The following is a 14,095-nucleotide window of genomic DNA, read 5'->3' on the forward strand; positions in this document are numbered from 1 at the left end:
GGCGAGGCGGTTCCGGCGGGCGGATTTCCGGCGGGCGGGGTTCCGGCGGGCGGATTTCCGGCGGAGCCGCGCCGCGAGGCCGCAGCCGGCCGGGCGCGGACCGGGCGCGGCACCCGGCGGGTCCGCACCCGGGACCGTCCGGGTCAGACGTCGAGCTGGTCGGCGACCGCGCGCAGCATGCCCGCGATCTTCCGGCCGTGCTGCTTGTCGGGGTAGCGGCCGCGCTCCAGCGACTGCGAGACGCCGTCCAGCAGCGTCGTCAGGTCCTGCACGATGGAGGCCAGCTCGTCCGGCTTGCGGCGCTGCGCCGCCGCCACGGAGGGTGCGGGGTCCAGCAGGGTCACGGAGAGCGCCTGGTCGCCGCGCTGTCCGGCGACGACGCCGAACTCCACCCGCTGACCCGGTTTGAGCGCCTCGACGCCGTCCGGGAGCACCGACGAGTGCACGAAGACGTCACCGCCGTCGTCGCGGGAGAGAAAGCCGAAGCCCTTCTCGCTGTTGAACCACTTGACCTTGCCGGTAGGCACGTCTGTCCTCGTCCTCGTACTCGTCCGGATGCACCGGGCTGCGGCTGCTGGAAACTGGCTGGTCCTGCTGCGTCGAGGCGGTGTCCGCGCCCCGAGATCTTCCCCGTACCCGACCCCCGATCCCCCGGAACAGCAGTCGGGCGGGCCGTAGGACCCGCCGCCACCAAGGTTAATGGCCCGGGGCACCGTGGCAAGGTGCCACCGGAGGCGGGGTGCCGTCGGGTGGCTCCCGGCCGGGAAGGCTCCGGGCGGCCCGAGTGCCCGCTGGGTGGGCACTCGCTCCCGGACCTACCCTGTGTGGGTGAACACTGAAACTCCGACCGCCGGTGATCTTCTCGTGCGTATCGGCGGCATCGTCTTCCTGGTCGGCGCGGTGGCCACGCTGGTCACGGTCGCCCCGCTGTTCCTGGGCACCGACCCGTTCCCGGCGCCCGCCTACTTCGTCTGCATGCTGATGGGACTCGGTTTCCTGCTGGCGGGTGCCGGGGTGGTACGCACCGCGGTCGCGCAGCGGCGCCGGGCCGCACGGCACGTCTGACGCCGCGCAGCCATGCCGCACGGCGCCGCTGACCTCGGCACTCCGCCGGGCGGCGGCAGCACGCCGGGCGGCGTCAGCTCAGCTGCCCGGCGCCCGAGGGGTGCGGCGGGCGCCCGCCGGGCGCCTCCCCGCGGGTGAAGGCGGCGAGCCAGGACGGGAAGGCCGTCAGGTCGGGCAGCACCACGTCGGCGCCCGCCGCGGCCAGCTCGGCCTCGGGGCAGGGCCCGGTCGCGACCGCCACGGACCGCGCGCCCGCCGTCCGCGCGCCCCGCACATCGCCCACGTGGTCGCCCACATAGGCGGCGGCCCCGTGCGCGGTCAGCGCCTCCGCCTTGCCCTCCGCCCACAGCTCGCCGACCAGCACGTCGGGGACGAGGCCGAGGTGGTCCAGATGCAGCGCGGCGCTGGGGCGGTGCTTGGCGGTGACGACCAGCGTGCGCCCGCCCGCGGCCCGTACGGCGTCCAGCGCCGCGCGGGCGCCCGGCAGCGCGGTGGTCGGCGCGATGGCGTGGTCCGGGTAGAGGGCGCGGTAGCGCGCCGCCATCGCCGGGATCTCCTCCTCGGGGAACCAGTACGCCAGCTCCTGGGCGAGCGGCGGGCCGAGCCGGGTGACGACCAGATCCGCGTCGATGCGTACGCCCGTCTCGGCCGCCAGCCGCCGCCAGGTGGCGTGGATACCGGGGCGGGAGTCGATCAGCGTCATGTCGAGATCGAAGCCCACGGTGGGGCCGGTCCCGGTGCGCGGCGGCGCCGGGGCGGGTGGCGGGACGGGCGTATCCATACCGCTCATTGTGCCCGGCTCCGTACCGGTCCGCGTGCTTGGGCCGCGACTCGGAGCCGGCGGCTCAGGACGACGTCGGGGACTTGCTGGCCGTGGAGACCTGGCAGGAGTAGACGAACCGCTGGTTGTTGGAGTACGAGGCGTGCACCGAGACCGTGCGGTCGGCACCGCCGCGCACCGTCACGGTCTTGAAGCTGGTGCCGACGGTGCGGGTGGCGATCGTTGAGCTGGGCGAGGAACCGACCTTGAACCGCACCGTGAAGCTGTAGCGGAACGCCTGGTCGGCCGAGGCGTTCTGGATCTTCACCTGGTAGCTGATCCGGCCGCTCGACCGGGAGTAGTCGCAGCTCTCGCCGTCGACTTCGCCGACGGCGCTCGGATTGTAGGTCGGCGGCGCGGACACGGTCGGCGTGGGACTGCTGCCGCCGGTCAGGCCGCCGGAGTCGGACCCGCTGCCGGAGCCCCCGCTGTAGCCGCCCGAGCTGAGCCCCGGGCTGCCGGAGGGCGAGGGGAACGACGGCGCGGACGGCGCCGAGGGCATGTCGTCCAGGTCCCCCAGGCCGCCGAACGCCTTGTCCTTCGGGTCGTCGGCGCAGCCCGCGAGGACGGCCGTACTGGCAAGGACGAGACTGGCGGCGCCGATGGCGCGGCGTGTACGCATGTGATCCCCCGGTGTGCGTGAGCGCGTGGACTGGACAGCCCTGTCCAAGCTTGTACTGGAACACCGTGCCACCGTCATGGCCGTTGCGAGTTCATGACAGTCTCGGTGCACTGGGGCGGAAGAGTAACCGACGGGGTACGCCTCGGACTCCGCTGCCACCGGGGGCCTTCCGCGCCCGGGCGCCTTGGGTATTTTGGGCCACCAGAGCTCAGCTCGGCCGGCGCTTCACGCACTCGGCCGACGCTTCACACACGGGGGAACGAGATGAGTCAGCCCTGGCCGCCGCAGCAGCCCATGCAGCCGATGCCGCCCGCGCCGCCGTCCATGCAGCCGATGCAGCCCATGCAGCCCATGCAGCCCGGCTATCCGTACCACCCCGGCCCGCCCGGCTTCCCGCCGCAGCGCCGCGGCAGCGGGGTCAAGGCGTTCCTGTTCGGCTGGCTCATCTCCGGCGCCGGAGCGACGGTGTTCGCCGTGCTGCTCCTCGCCAGCTACGAGGACCTCTCGAAGGTCGGCCTGCGGATCATGTACGTGGTCTTCGCGCTGGGGCTCGCCCTGCTCGTGGGCGGCGTGGCCGGCAAGGTGGGCGGGCCCAACCCCGCCGCGTACGTCGTCCCGGCGCTGTTCGCCATGCTCGCGGTCTTCCTGGGCACCACCAACGGCTTCGTGTTCGTGATCCTCAACGCGGGCGGCAGCGAGGTGTTCGAGTCGATGATGGAGAACGACCCCGGCGCCCCGGCCGAGTTCTGGTGGAAGGGCCTCAAGGGCGGTATCGCGCTGCTCGGGCTCGCCGCCGCCGGAGGCGGCACCTTCGGAATGGCCTCCCTCGTCGGCCGCCGCCGCTGAGCGCGTCCCGCGGCGCACGCACACTCCCCGACCCGCTGCCGTCCGGCGTCCGGAACGCGGATCCCGCCCGCCGGACGACTCGCCCGGCCGCGGGGCTCTCACTCCGGCGCCGACCGCCGGGCGCGCCACACCAGATAGAGGGCACTGGCCACCGCCGCCAGGCGCAGCAGCACCGGAAAGGCGTCACCGATCGCTCCGCTCAGGGCCTCGCTGCCCTCGGCGAGCGGCTCGCCCCACCGGCCGTCCGCCCGGCCCCAGAGCCACACCCCCGTACCGGCCACCACCAGACCCGGCATGCCCAGAGCAGCCCACTTGCCCTCGTTGCTGCTCAGCTTGGGCGACCACCAGGCCGCCAGCCAACCCAGGGCCAGCGGGATCAGGGAACCGAGCACGGCACCCGCCACCAGCAGCACCACGGCGGCCCACTCGACCACGCCGCCCCGCACCGGGCCGCCCTTGCCGCGCAGCCGCCGCCCCAGCAGCACGGCCACGCCCAGCCCGGGAGCGGTCGCCGGAGCCGGCTCGGCGGGCGGAGCCCCCTGCGGGGCCGCCGGGACCTGCCCGGCCGGTCCGGGCGCGCCCGGCGCCTCCGGGGCGTCCCCCGGCGGGGGCTTGAGGACCTCCGGCAGTTCGATCCCGCCGACGAAACCGGGCACCGGCTCCCCCGCCGCCACGGCGTTGGTGCCGCCGGGACCGGTGCCGAAGGGGCTGGGGTCCACCCGCCACCAGTCGGGGTCGGAATCCTCCGGGCCCAGTTCGTCGAGGCTCGCGAGGTGCGGCGAGGAGGCGCCGAACGCGGCGGTGGGGGTTCCGCCGCCGGTGCGCTGGGCGGGCAGCGAGGGCACCGACGGCTCCGCTCCGGAGGTCCGCGGCACCTGCGGGCCCGCGCCGCTCCCACCGCCCGCCGCCGCCTCGGACGGCGTCGGCGCCGCGGGCCGGGGGCCCTCACCGCCGTTCGCGGAGGCCACCACGTCCTCGGGGCGGCCGAACCGGTCCAGGATCTTCCGCACGGCGGCCTTGGTCACCGCGCCGCCCTCGGCGGCCCGCGCCCGGTCGATCTCGCCGCGCAACCCGCCGACGAGCTTGGCCCGTTCGGCAGCCGTCATCCGCGTACTGTGCGCCAGGTCCCCGACCCGGCTCAGATAGTCGAAGACAAGCTGATCGCTCTCGATCCCCACCAAGTCCCCGCAGCCCACTAGCCCTTCAAGCCTGTTCAGGCCCTCCGCACCGACGGTACCGCGCGAACCCGCCCGGAAGGGAGTACCGGCCGGTGCGGCACCCGCCGTTCGGCGGAACGTCCCGCTCCGCCCCGGGGACGCGGCCCCGGGGCACCCGTCAGCCCGCCCGGCCGAAGCGGCACCCGGCCCGGCGGAGCCGCGTGCCGCTACCGTGGGGAGGATGAGCAGTGAGCACAACGGGGGCTCTTCCGCACGGCCGGACGCACCGCCGGGGACGTCGGCGTCCGGGCCCCGCACCCTCGCGGAGGACCTCCGCGCGCGGGACGACAGCGCGCTCGCCGCGCTGCTGCATGCCCGTCCCGACCTCCTCTCCCCCGTTCCCGGCGACCTCACCCAGCTCGCCACCCGGGCGGGCACCCGCGCCTCCGTCGTCCGGGCGCTGGAACACCTGGACCGGTTCACGCTGCAGACGGCCGAAGCGCTGGCGGTCGCCCCCGGCGCTCCCCCGCCGCCCGGGGCGGCACCCCAGGAGGGCCCGGCCGCGGCCGAGGCGGCGCTGGCACGGCTGCTCCCCGGCGCGGAGGCGGCCGCACGGCTGCGCCCGGCGCTCGACGAGCTGCGGGCCCGCGCCCTGGTGTGGGGCCCTCCGGACCGGCCGCGACTCGTGCGCACCGCGCGGGAACTGCTCACCTCGCCCTCGCCCACCGGCCTGGGACCCACGCTCGCGGAGGCGGTGGCGGCCGCCGGACCGGCCAAGCCCGCGCCCTCCCGGCTGCAGGAGATGCTGACCGCGGCCGGGCTGGCGGCCACCCACGACCCGGTCAGCGCACTGGCCGCGCTGACGGCGCTGTTCGACGATCCCGACCGGATGGCGGAGCTGCTCGCCGGGGCCCCCGAGGGGGCCGAGGCGGTGCTGCGGAAGCTGGAGTGGGGGCCGCCCTACGGCACGGTCGACCTGGAGGCACCGCCACCGGCGGTCCGCTGGCTGCTGGACCGCGCCCTGCTGGTACCCACCGGCGCCGAGCCGGGCGGCGGCTCCGGCGCGCCCGGCAGTGTCGTGCTGCCCCGGGAGGTCGCCCTGCACCTGCGCGGCGGCCGGGCGCACCGGGCGCTGGAGCCGACCGCGCCGCAGGTCGAGGTGGCGCGGACGTACGAGCCGGCGACCGTGGACGCCACGGCGGCCGGGCAGGCGATGGCCGCGGTGGCGACCGTCGAGGAGCTGCTGGGGCTCTGGGAGGCGGAGCCGCCGCCGGTGCTGCGCGCGGGCGGACTGGGCGTCCGCGACCTGAAGCGCACCGCCGCCGCGCTGGATGTGTCCGAACCGGCCGCCGCGGGCTGGATCGAGCTGGCGTACGTGGCCGGGCTGGTCGCCTCGGACGGCGAGGCCGACGAGGTGTACGCGCCGACCCCCGCCTACGACGACTGGCTCCGCGCCGCGCCCGCCGAACGGTGGGCGGCGCTCGCCGCGGCCTGGTACGCGGCGACCCGCACGGCCGGGCTGGTGGGCGAGCGGGATCCGCGGGGCCGGAACCTGGCGCCGCTGGGTCCCGGACTGGACCGCGGCCCGGCCCCCGAGGTGCGGCAGCGCGCCCTCGCCCGGCTCGCCGAACTGGCGCCCGGCTCCGCCCCGGACCGGGACACGCTGCGCGACCGGCTGCGCTGGGAGCGCCCCCTGCTCGGCAACCGGGCGGCTGCCCGCGCGGGCCGGCCCGCGGGGCAGCCGCCGGGGCAGCCTTCGGCAGCGGCGGCCGGAGCGGGCGAGGGCGACGGCGGACGCCGGTTGCGGTCCCGGCTGCTCGACTGGGCCCTGGACGAGGCGGAGACCCTGGGGGTGACCGGCCGGGGCGCCCTCGCCTCCTACGTACGCCCCCTGCTGGTCGCGGAGCAGGACGGCGGGGCGGCGCACCGAACACCCGGCGCCACCGGCGAGGCCGTGCGGGCCGTCGCCGCGCAGCTCACCCCGCACCTCCCCGAACCCCTGACCCAGGTCCTGCTGCAGGCGGACCTGACCGCCGTGGCACCCGGGCCGCTGGAGCGCGAGCTCGCGGCGTTCCTGGCCGTGCTGGCGGACGTGGAGTCCAAGGGCGGGGCCACGGTCTACCGCTTCACGCCCGGTTCGGTGCGCCGCGCCCTGGACACCGGACGCACCGCCGCCGACCTGCACTCCTTCCTCGCCGAGCACTCCAGTACGCCGGTGCCACAGCCGCTGACCTACCTGGTCGACGACGTGGCCCGCCGACACGGACAGGTCCGGGTGGGGGCCGCCTCCTCGTACGTACGCTGCGACGACGACGCCCTGCTCAGCGAGCTCCTCGCCGACCGCCGCTCGGCACCGCTGCGGCTGCGCCGGCTCGCCCCCACGGTGCTGGCCTCGCCCGCGCCGCCGGACCAGCTCCTGGCGAGGCTGCGGGAGGCCGGGTACGCGCCCGCGGCCGAGTCCGCCGAGGGCGATGTACTGCTGGCGCGCCCGGACGCGCACCGCGCACCACCCCGCACCGCACCCGAACCGGTGCCGGAGGGCCCGCCCCCGCCCGACGGGTCGCTGCTGGCGGCCGCCGTCCGCGCCATCCGGGCCGGCGACCACGCCGCCACCCTGACCCACAAGCCGAAGGCCCCCGCCGCCGCACCGCCCGAGGGCGGCCCGCCGCGCACCGTCATGGCCGAGACGCTCGCCACGATGCAGTCCGCCACCCTCTCCGGCACCCCGGTGTGGATCGGCTACGTCAACGCCGACGGCGCCGCCTCGCAGCGCGTCATCGCCCCGGTGAAGGTCGAGGGCGGCTTCGTCACCGGCTACGACCACACGGCGGAGGAGGTCCGCACCTACCCCTTGCACCGCATCACCGGTGTCGCGGAGGTGGCGGAGGGCTGACCGCCGCCGGAGCCGGGAGCAGGGGCCCGGGCGTCCGGTGCTCGGCGGGTGAGCTGCGCCGCACGACGGGACGGTCCGCCGCCGGGCTGAGGCACACTGGACGTTTGGCCCGCAGAACCGGAACGTCGAAAGGGTGACGCGTGAACGGTGGCCCCCTGATCGTGCAGAGTGACAAGACACTACTGCTCGAAGTCGATCACGAGCTGGCCGAGGCGTGCCGGAGGGCCATCGCGCCGTTCGCGGAGCTGGAGCGGGCTCCGGAGCACATGCACACCTACCGGGTGACGCCGCTGGGGCTGTGGAACGCGCGGGCCGCCGGGCACGACGCCGAGCAGGTGGTGGACGCGCTGGTGGAGTACGCGCGCTACCCGGTGCCGCACGCGCTGCTGGTGGACATCGCCGAGACGATGGCCCGGTACGGCAGGCTCTCGCTCAGCAAGCACCCCACGCACGGCCTGGTGCTGACGAGCACCGACCGGCCGGTGCTGGAGGAGGTGCTGCGCTCGAAGAAGATCCAGCCGCTGGTGGGCGAGCGGATCGACCCGGACTCGGTGGCCGTGCACCCGTCCGAGCGCGGGCAGATCAAGCAGGTGCTGCTGAAGCTGGGCTGGCCCGCCGAGGACCTGGCCGGGTACGTGGACGGCGAGGCGCACCGCATCGAGCTGGCGGAGGACGGCTGGTCGCTGCGCCCCTACCAGCAGCAGGCCGTCGAGGGCTTCTGGCACGGCGGCTCCGGGGTCGTCGTGCTGCCGTGCGGTGCCGGTAAGACCCTGGTGGGCGCCGGGGCGATGGCCAAGGCGCAGGCGACGACGCTGATCCTGGTCACCAACACGGTCTCGGCCCGCCAGTGGAAGCACGAGCTGGTGCGGCGCACCTCGCTGACCGAGGACGAGATCGGCGAGTACAGCGGGACGCGGAAGGAGATCCGCCCCGTCACCATCGCCACCTACCAGGTGATCACCACGAAGCGGAAGGGCGTCTACCCGCATCTGGAGCTGTTCGACTCCCGGGACTGGGGCCTGGTCGTCTACGACGAGGTGCACCTGCTGCCGGCGCCGGTCTTCAAGTTCACCGCCGACCTCCAGGCCCGCCGCCGGCTCGGGCTGACGGCGACGCTGGTGCGGGAGGACGGGCGCGAGTCCGACGTGTTCTCGCTCATCGGCCCCAAGCGGTTCGACGCGCCCTGGAAGGAGATCGAGAACCAGGGCTACATCGCCCCCGCCGACTGCGTCGAGGTCCGCGTCAGCCTCACCGACTCCGAACGGCTGGCCTACGCGACGGCGGAGCCGGAGGAGAAGTACCGCTTCTGCGCGACCACCGACTCCAAGCGGCGGGTGACCGAGGCGCTGGTGCGGCGGCACGCGGGCGAGCAGACGCTGGTCATCGGCCAGTACATCGACCAGCTCGACGAGTTGGGCGAGCACATCGGAGCACCGGTCATCAAGGGCGACACCACCAACGCGCAGCGCGAGAAGCTCTTCGACGCGTTCCGCGCGGGCGAGCTGACCTGCCTGGTCGTCTCGAAGGTCGCCAACTTCTCCATCGATCTGCCCGAGGCGACCGTGGCCATACAGGTCTCGGGGACCTTCGGCTCCCGGCAGGAGGAGGCCCAGCGGCTGGGCCGGGTACTGCGGCCGAAGGCGGACGGGCACGAGGCCCGCTTCTACTCGGTGGTCGCCCGCGACACCATCGACCAGGACTTCGCCGCCCACCGCCAGCGCTTCCTCGCCGAGCAGGGGTACGCCTACCGGATCGTGGACTCGGTCGACCTGCTGGCCCCGGGCCCGGAGGGCGGCGGGAGCGCGGGCAGCGGCGGGAGCGCGGGCGGCGCCGAGAAGCCGGACGGAGTGTAGGAGTCCCCGCGGAGGCCGGGCGGAGGCCGGGCGGAGACCCCCTGCCGCCGGTCCCGGCACCGGCGGGGCACCGCACGAGCGGGCCCCGCAGCGGCGGCGGGGCCCGCGGCGTCAGCGGGGCCCGCGGCGTCAGCGGGGCCCGCGGCGTCAGCGGCCGTCCGGCGAGGGCCCCTCGGGGGACTTCATCGCGACCCGGCCGTCCGGGGTGATCGCCGCCGTCTCGCCGGTGCGCAGCCAGCCCTCGTGCAGCGGCGCCGCGTCCTCGACATAGCAGGCGGTGATCCACGGGCCGCGCAGCAGCAGTTCGCCCTCGGACTGCCCGTCCCAGGGCAGCGGCATCCGGTCGGGCCCGGTGACGCCGTACTCCACCGAGGCGGGGAAGCGGTAGTGACCGGCGGCGGGCCGGGCCACGCACGCCGGGGAGAGCGTCTCGGGCGCCCCCCAGGCCGCCGCCGCGCTGATGCCGTGCCGCCAGCGCAGCTCCTGCGCCAGCAGCGGCCCGCCGGGCTCCGCGCCGGGGCCGCCCACCACCACGGCCTCCCGCAGCGAGGACAGGTCCCGGGGGTGGGCGGCCAGCTCCTCCAGCATGCCGTCCCACACGGCCGGGTCGGCGACCGCGAGCGTGGGCCGCTCCCGCTCGGCCATCTCGGCGAGCGGCGCGGGCTGGTCGTAGGTGCCGGGCAGCAGCAGCGAGGCGCCGCCGGCGAACGCGGCGTAGGGGAGCCCCCAGGCCAGCATCCGGGACATCGGCACGACGGGCAGCACCAGATCGTCCTCGCCGATGCCGTACGCCTGCGGGGTCTGCGCCTGGAGGGCGTGCAGATAGAGGGCGCGGTGGCTGTAGGCGACGCCGCGCGGTGCGGTGCCGTCCCCGGACACGGCGTGGCAGAGCACCGCCGCGTCGCGCTCGTCGATCGCGGGCCAGTCGTAGTGGCTGCGCCGGTCGGTGATCAGCTCCTCGTAGTCGTGGACCTCGGCGCCGTAGGCGGTGCCGCCGCTGACGACGGCCGCGGAGTCGCTGCCGCCGGCGACGATCACGTGCCGCAGGTGGCCGAGCCGGGGCAGCACGGAGGCCAGCGGCGCGAGCCCCGTCGGGTCGGTGATCAGCACCCGTGCGTCGCCGCGCACCGCGGCGGCGACGAGCTGGTCGGCGGGCAGCCACGGGTCGAGGGTGTGCAGGACGGCGCCCATCGAGGGCACGGCCAGATACGCCTCCAGATGGTCGGCGGTGTTGGCCATCAGCGTGGCGACGGTGTCCCCGGGCGCGACCCCGAAGTCGTCGTGCAGGGCGGCGGCGAGCTGGACGGCGCGGACGCCCGTGTCGAGGAACGTGCGGCGGTCGGGCTCGGCACCACCCGTGGTCCCCGTCCAGGTGGTCACCCGGGCGGTCCCGTGCGCGAACGCGCCGTGCACGAGGAGTCGGTTCACGGTCAGCGGGATGTCCTGCATGGTGCTTCGCACACCGGCCTCCTCGGGCCTCTTCACACTCTGGTCGGCGGCCGTCCCGGCGCCTGTCGGCGGGGTGCCTGTCGGCGGGACCGGCCGGAGGGCTGTCCGTCGTACCCGTGCTGCCCCTGCCACCCGTCGGTCCTCCGGTCTCCGGGGGCTGCTCCTGCGGGGTCGTCGTCCCCGGTCCGTACCGGCGTGGGGCTCTGCCGGGCGGACGGTCGGCGGCTCGGTCCGGCCGCCCCTGCTGATTCTTGCCCGGCGGGAGCGCGGTGTCAGCGGTCCGGAGCGGTCCGGCGCCGCCGCGCCCGGCACCGGGGGGCCGGACGGGTACGGTCCGGGCGGCGCGGCGGCACGGGTACGGTCCGGGCGGGCGGCGCCGGCCGGTGCGCGGGCGGGCGGCGGCAGTACGGCCGCGGCACGCGGAGAGGCGGGACGGGCACATCCGGCACGCAGCCGGGCGCATGCCGCGAGGGGACGGGCCCGTACGGCGCGGCGGGGTGGGTGGCGGACGGCGCGCGGGGCGGGCCGCACGGCCTCGGGTGGCGCGGCGGAGCGCACGCCTGCGGCGGCGGGTCCCGGGGGCGGGTTCGCGGCGTGCGCGGGCCCGGTACGCGGGGCGCCGCTGCCAGTCACCCGTGCCGCCTCCTCGCCACCGGGAGGACGGGCCGTCCCGGATCGCCGTTGATTGCCGCCGGGCGTCGACCCTAATCGAGTCACCGCCCGGAGACCGAAACGGCTCCGCCCGCGCCGCCGCCGGACAGCACGCGGAACCGTCCGCTCCCGGGTGCCCGCTGCCGGGTCCCGGACCCGGACCCGGACCCGGACCCGGAAAAAGGATCGCCCGCTCGTCGGCCGGTGGCTACAATCCCCGGTCTGCCCCCTCGGCGCCCTTCTCGGCACGAGGCGCCCGCCGCACGGAAACCGGTCGGGCTCACGCGTGGACCCGTACCCGGATCCGTGTCCGCGGATCCGCGGGCGGTGCCGCGCAGACCTGTCCGTCCGTACGCCCGTGCCCGCGTGCCGAGCCCGTGCGTCCTGCCTCCTCCGGTCCCGTCCGGGACGCGCGCCCGTCGGGCCGCGGGGGCCGGCCACGTGCTGCCCGGCGTGCGGTTCGCGGGCGCCCGTGCTTCTCGGAGGCCGCCCGATGAACGACAGATCCGCACCCGGGCCCGGACCCGGCGACGTACCCGATGCCGGCGACGTACCCGATGCCGTTGCCGGGACCGGGCCCGGCGACCGGCCGCCCGGCGGTGGTCCCGCGTCCGGCGGCCCGCTCGCACGTGAGCGGGCCCATCTGGCGGCCTCGCGTGCCGCGCTGCGTGCCATGCGGGCCGACGCCGAGGCGCTCGACATCCGCGACGTGACCGCGAACTGGGTGAACGCCGAGGCGCTCGCCGCGGGGATCGAGGCCCGGATCGCGGCGCTGGCCGATCTCGCGCACACGCCGCTGTTCTTCGGCCGGCTGGACCACACGGACGGGCAGGCCTTCCACATCGGCCGGCGGCATGTGCACGACACGGACGGCGACCCCATGGTCATCGACTGGCGGGCCCCGGTCTCGCAGCCCTTCTACCGCGCCTCCCCCACCGACCCGCAGGGCGTGGCGCTGCGGCGCCGCTTCGGGTACACGGGCGGTGAGCTGACCGCCTACGAGGACGAGCGGCTCGCCGCGCCGCCGAGCACCGCCGGACCGCAGCCGGACGTGCCGGAGCAGGGCACGCCGGGGGCGCGACGGACCAGCGCGCTGCTCCAGGCCGAGATCGAGCGCCCCCGGGTGGGGCCCATGCGGGACATCGTCGCGACGATCCAGCCCGAGCAGGACGAGATCGTCCGGGCCGGGATCGACGGGACGGTGTGCGTGCAGGGCGCCCCGGGGACGGGCAAGACGGCGGTCGGTCTGCACCGCGTCGCCTATCTGCTGTACGCGCACCGCGAGCAACTGGCCCGCACCGGCACGCTGGTGATCGGCCCGAACGACTCCTTCCTGCGCTACATCGAGCAGGTTCTGCCCGCGCTGGGCGAAGTGGCCGTGCGGCAGACGACGGTGGAGGCGCTGGTGGCGCGGCCCGACGTCCCCGTGCGGGCGGTCGACGATGCGGAGGCCGCCCGGATCAAGGGCGACGCGCGGATGGCCGGGGTCGTGCGCCGGGCGGTGCGCGCGGGGGTGCGTCCGCTTCCGGCGGAGCCGTGCGTGGTGGTGCGCGGCTCGCGGCGCTGGCGGATTCCCGCGCACGAGATCGCGGAGCTGGTCGAGGAGTTGCTGGGGCGCGGCCTGCGGTACGGGGCGGGCCGGGAGGCGCTGCCGCAGCGGATCGCGCACGCCGTGCTGGTGCGGATGGAGCGGTCCGGGGAGGCGCCCGACGACCGGGTGCAGGACGCGGTGGCGCGGAACGCCGCCGTGAAGGCGGTGGTGCGCCAGGTGTGGCCGCCCGTCGATCCGGCCAGGATCGTGCTGCGGCTGCTGTCCGACGCGGAGTTCCTCGCCGAGCAGGCGGAGGGGCTGCTGACCGCCGAGGAGCAGCGGGCGATCCGGTGGGAGAAGGCGCCGCGCGGTGTCCGGAGCGCCCGCTGGTCGGCGGCGGACGCGGTACTGGTGGACGAGGCCGCGGACGCCGTGCAGCGGACGCCCTCGCTGGGGCATGTGGTGCTGGACGAGGCCCAGGACCTCTCCGCGATGCAGTACCGCGCGGTGGGCCGGCGCTGCTCGACCGGGTCGGCGACGGTGCTGGGCGACCTGGCGCAGGGCACCACGCCGTGGGCGACCGAGAGCTGGGAGGCCGCTTTGGAGCACTTGGGTAAACCGGGCGCCGCGGTGGAGGAGTTGACCGAGGGGTTCCGGGTGCCGCGCGAGGTGATCGCGTACGCGTCGCGGCTGCTGCCCGGCATCGCACCGGGGCTGCGGCCCGCGACCTCCGTGCGCGAGTCGCCGGGGGACTTCGCCGTGCGGCCCGTCCCCGGCGGCGCGGACCAACCGGGCGCGGCCGACCGGATGGTGGTGGACGCGTGCCGGGAGGCGCTGGAACGGGAGGGGTCGGTCGGGCTGATCGCCGCGGAGGCCCGGCTCCCGGCACTGCGCGCGGCACTGCGCGCGGCGGAACTCGGCTGGCTGTCGCCCGGTGCGGAGACCAGCGCGGCGGCCCGGTTGACGCTCGTACCGGCCACGCTGGCCAAGGGCCTGGAGTACGACTACGTGGTGCTGGACGAGCCGGCCGCGGTCGTGGCCGGGGAGCCGGACGAGCGGACGGGGCTGCGGCGGCTGTACGTCGCGCTGACCCGGGCGGTCTCCGGACTCGTCGTGGTGCACGCCCGGCCGCTTCCGGAGGCGCTGGCGGCGCAGGAGCCGACCGGGTACGGGGCGGTGCCCGCGAGGTCGTAACGTAGCCGTAACGT

The 14,095-nt window shown here is 76.2% G+C and carries 10 protein-coding genes; 5 read left to right on the forward strand and 5 right to left on the reverse strand.

All coding sequences use genetic code 11. The features are described from left to right. Nucleotides 1–143: 143 nt before the first annotated feature. Complete coding sequence (locus tag A949_RS39530) at nucleotides 144–527, reverse strand: cold-shock protein (protein WP_019357479.1); 384 nt, start codon at nucleotides 525–527, stop codon at nucleotides 144–146. A gap of 295 nt (nucleotides 528–822) precedes the next feature. On the opposite strand from A949_RS39530, the gene A949_RS0118320 reads away from it, so the two are divergent. Continuing rightward, entirely contained in the window at nucleotides 823–1,065 is a 243-nt protein-coding gene (locus tag A949_RS0118320; protein WP_078534696.1) for a hypothetical protein, read from the forward strand. 73 nt (nucleotides 1,066–1,138) lie between these two features. On the opposite strand, the gene A949_RS33810 is transcribed toward A949_RS0118320, so the two are convergent. After that, complete coding sequence (locus A949_RS33810; protein ID WP_019357481.1) at nucleotides 1,139–1,846, reverse strand: HAD family hydrolase; 708 nt, start codon at nucleotides 1,844–1,846, stop codon at nucleotides 1,139–1,141. Nucleotides 1,847–1,910: 64 nt separating this feature from the next. Further along, on the reverse strand, nucleotides 1,911–2,507 hold the full coding sequence (locus A949_RS0118330) for a hypothetical protein (RefSeq protein ID WP_019357482.1): 597 nt from the start codon (nucleotides 2,505–2,507) through the stop codon (nucleotides 1,911–1,913). Between the two features lie 264 nt (nucleotides 2,508–2,771). Between A949_RS0118330 and A949_RS0118335 the strand changes: the two genes are divergently transcribed. Continuing rightward, the gene (locus tag A949_RS0118335; RefSeq protein ID WP_139141059.1) at nucleotides 2,772–3,353 is read left to right on the forward strand and encodes a hypothetical protein; all 582 of its coding nucleotides are present in this window, start codon (nucleotides 2,772–2,774) and stop codon (nucleotides 3,351–3,353) included. Nucleotides 3,354–3,451: 98 nt separating this feature from the next. Here the strand turns inward: A949_RS0118335 and A949_RS0118340 are convergent, their stop codons facing one another. Beyond that, nucleotides 3,452–4,531, reverse strand: a complete 1,080-nt coding sequence (locus A949_RS0118340; RefSeq protein WP_026004793.1) for a hypothetical protein — start codon at nucleotides 4,529–4,531, stop codon at nucleotides 3,452–3,454. Nucleotides 4,532–4,751: 220 nt separating this feature from the next. Here A949_RS0118340 and A949_RS0118345 point away from each other — a divergent pair, with 220 nt between their 5' ends. Continuing rightward, nucleotides 4,752–7,403 (forward strand): helicase-associated domain-containing protein, encoded by a 2,652-nt coding sequence (locus tag A949_RS0118345; protein ID WP_019357485.1) that lies wholly within the window; start codon nucleotides 4,752–4,754, stop codon nucleotides 7,401–7,403. 140 nt (nucleotides 7,404–7,543) lie between these two features. After that, nucleotides 7,544–9,256 carry a DNA repair helicase XPB gene (locus tag A949_RS0118350; protein ID WP_019357486.1) on the forward strand — a complete coding sequence of 571 codons (1,713 nt, stop codon included), beginning with the start codon at nucleotides 7,544–7,546 and terminating at the stop codon, nucleotides 9,254–9,256. Nucleotides 9,257–9,403: 147 nt separating this feature from the next. Here A949_RS0118350 and A949_RS0118355 read toward each other — a convergent pair whose 3' ends face one another. Further along, nucleotides 9,404–10,717 (reverse strand): AMP-binding protein, encoded by a 1,314-nt coding sequence (locus tag A949_RS0118355; RefSeq protein ID WP_237735851.1) that lies wholly within the window; start codon nucleotides 10,715–10,717, stop codon nucleotides 9,404–9,406. A 1,132-nt stretch (nucleotides 10,718–11,849) separates the two neighbouring features. Between A949_RS0118355 and A949_RS0118360 the strand changes: the two genes are divergently transcribed. Then, nucleotides 11,850–14,081: a HelD family protein gene (locus A949_RS0118360; RefSeq protein WP_019357488.1), complete on the forward strand. Its 2,232-nt coding sequence runs from the start codon at nucleotides 11,850–11,852 to the stop codon at nucleotides 14,079–14,081. Nucleotides 14,082–14,095 lie beyond the last annotated feature (14 nt).

The organism is Streptomyces sp. AA1529, from assembly GCF_000280905.1.
In the GTDB taxonomy this organism is placed as follows: Bacteria; Actinomycetota; Actinomycetes; order Streptomycetales; family Streptomycetaceae; genus Streptomyces.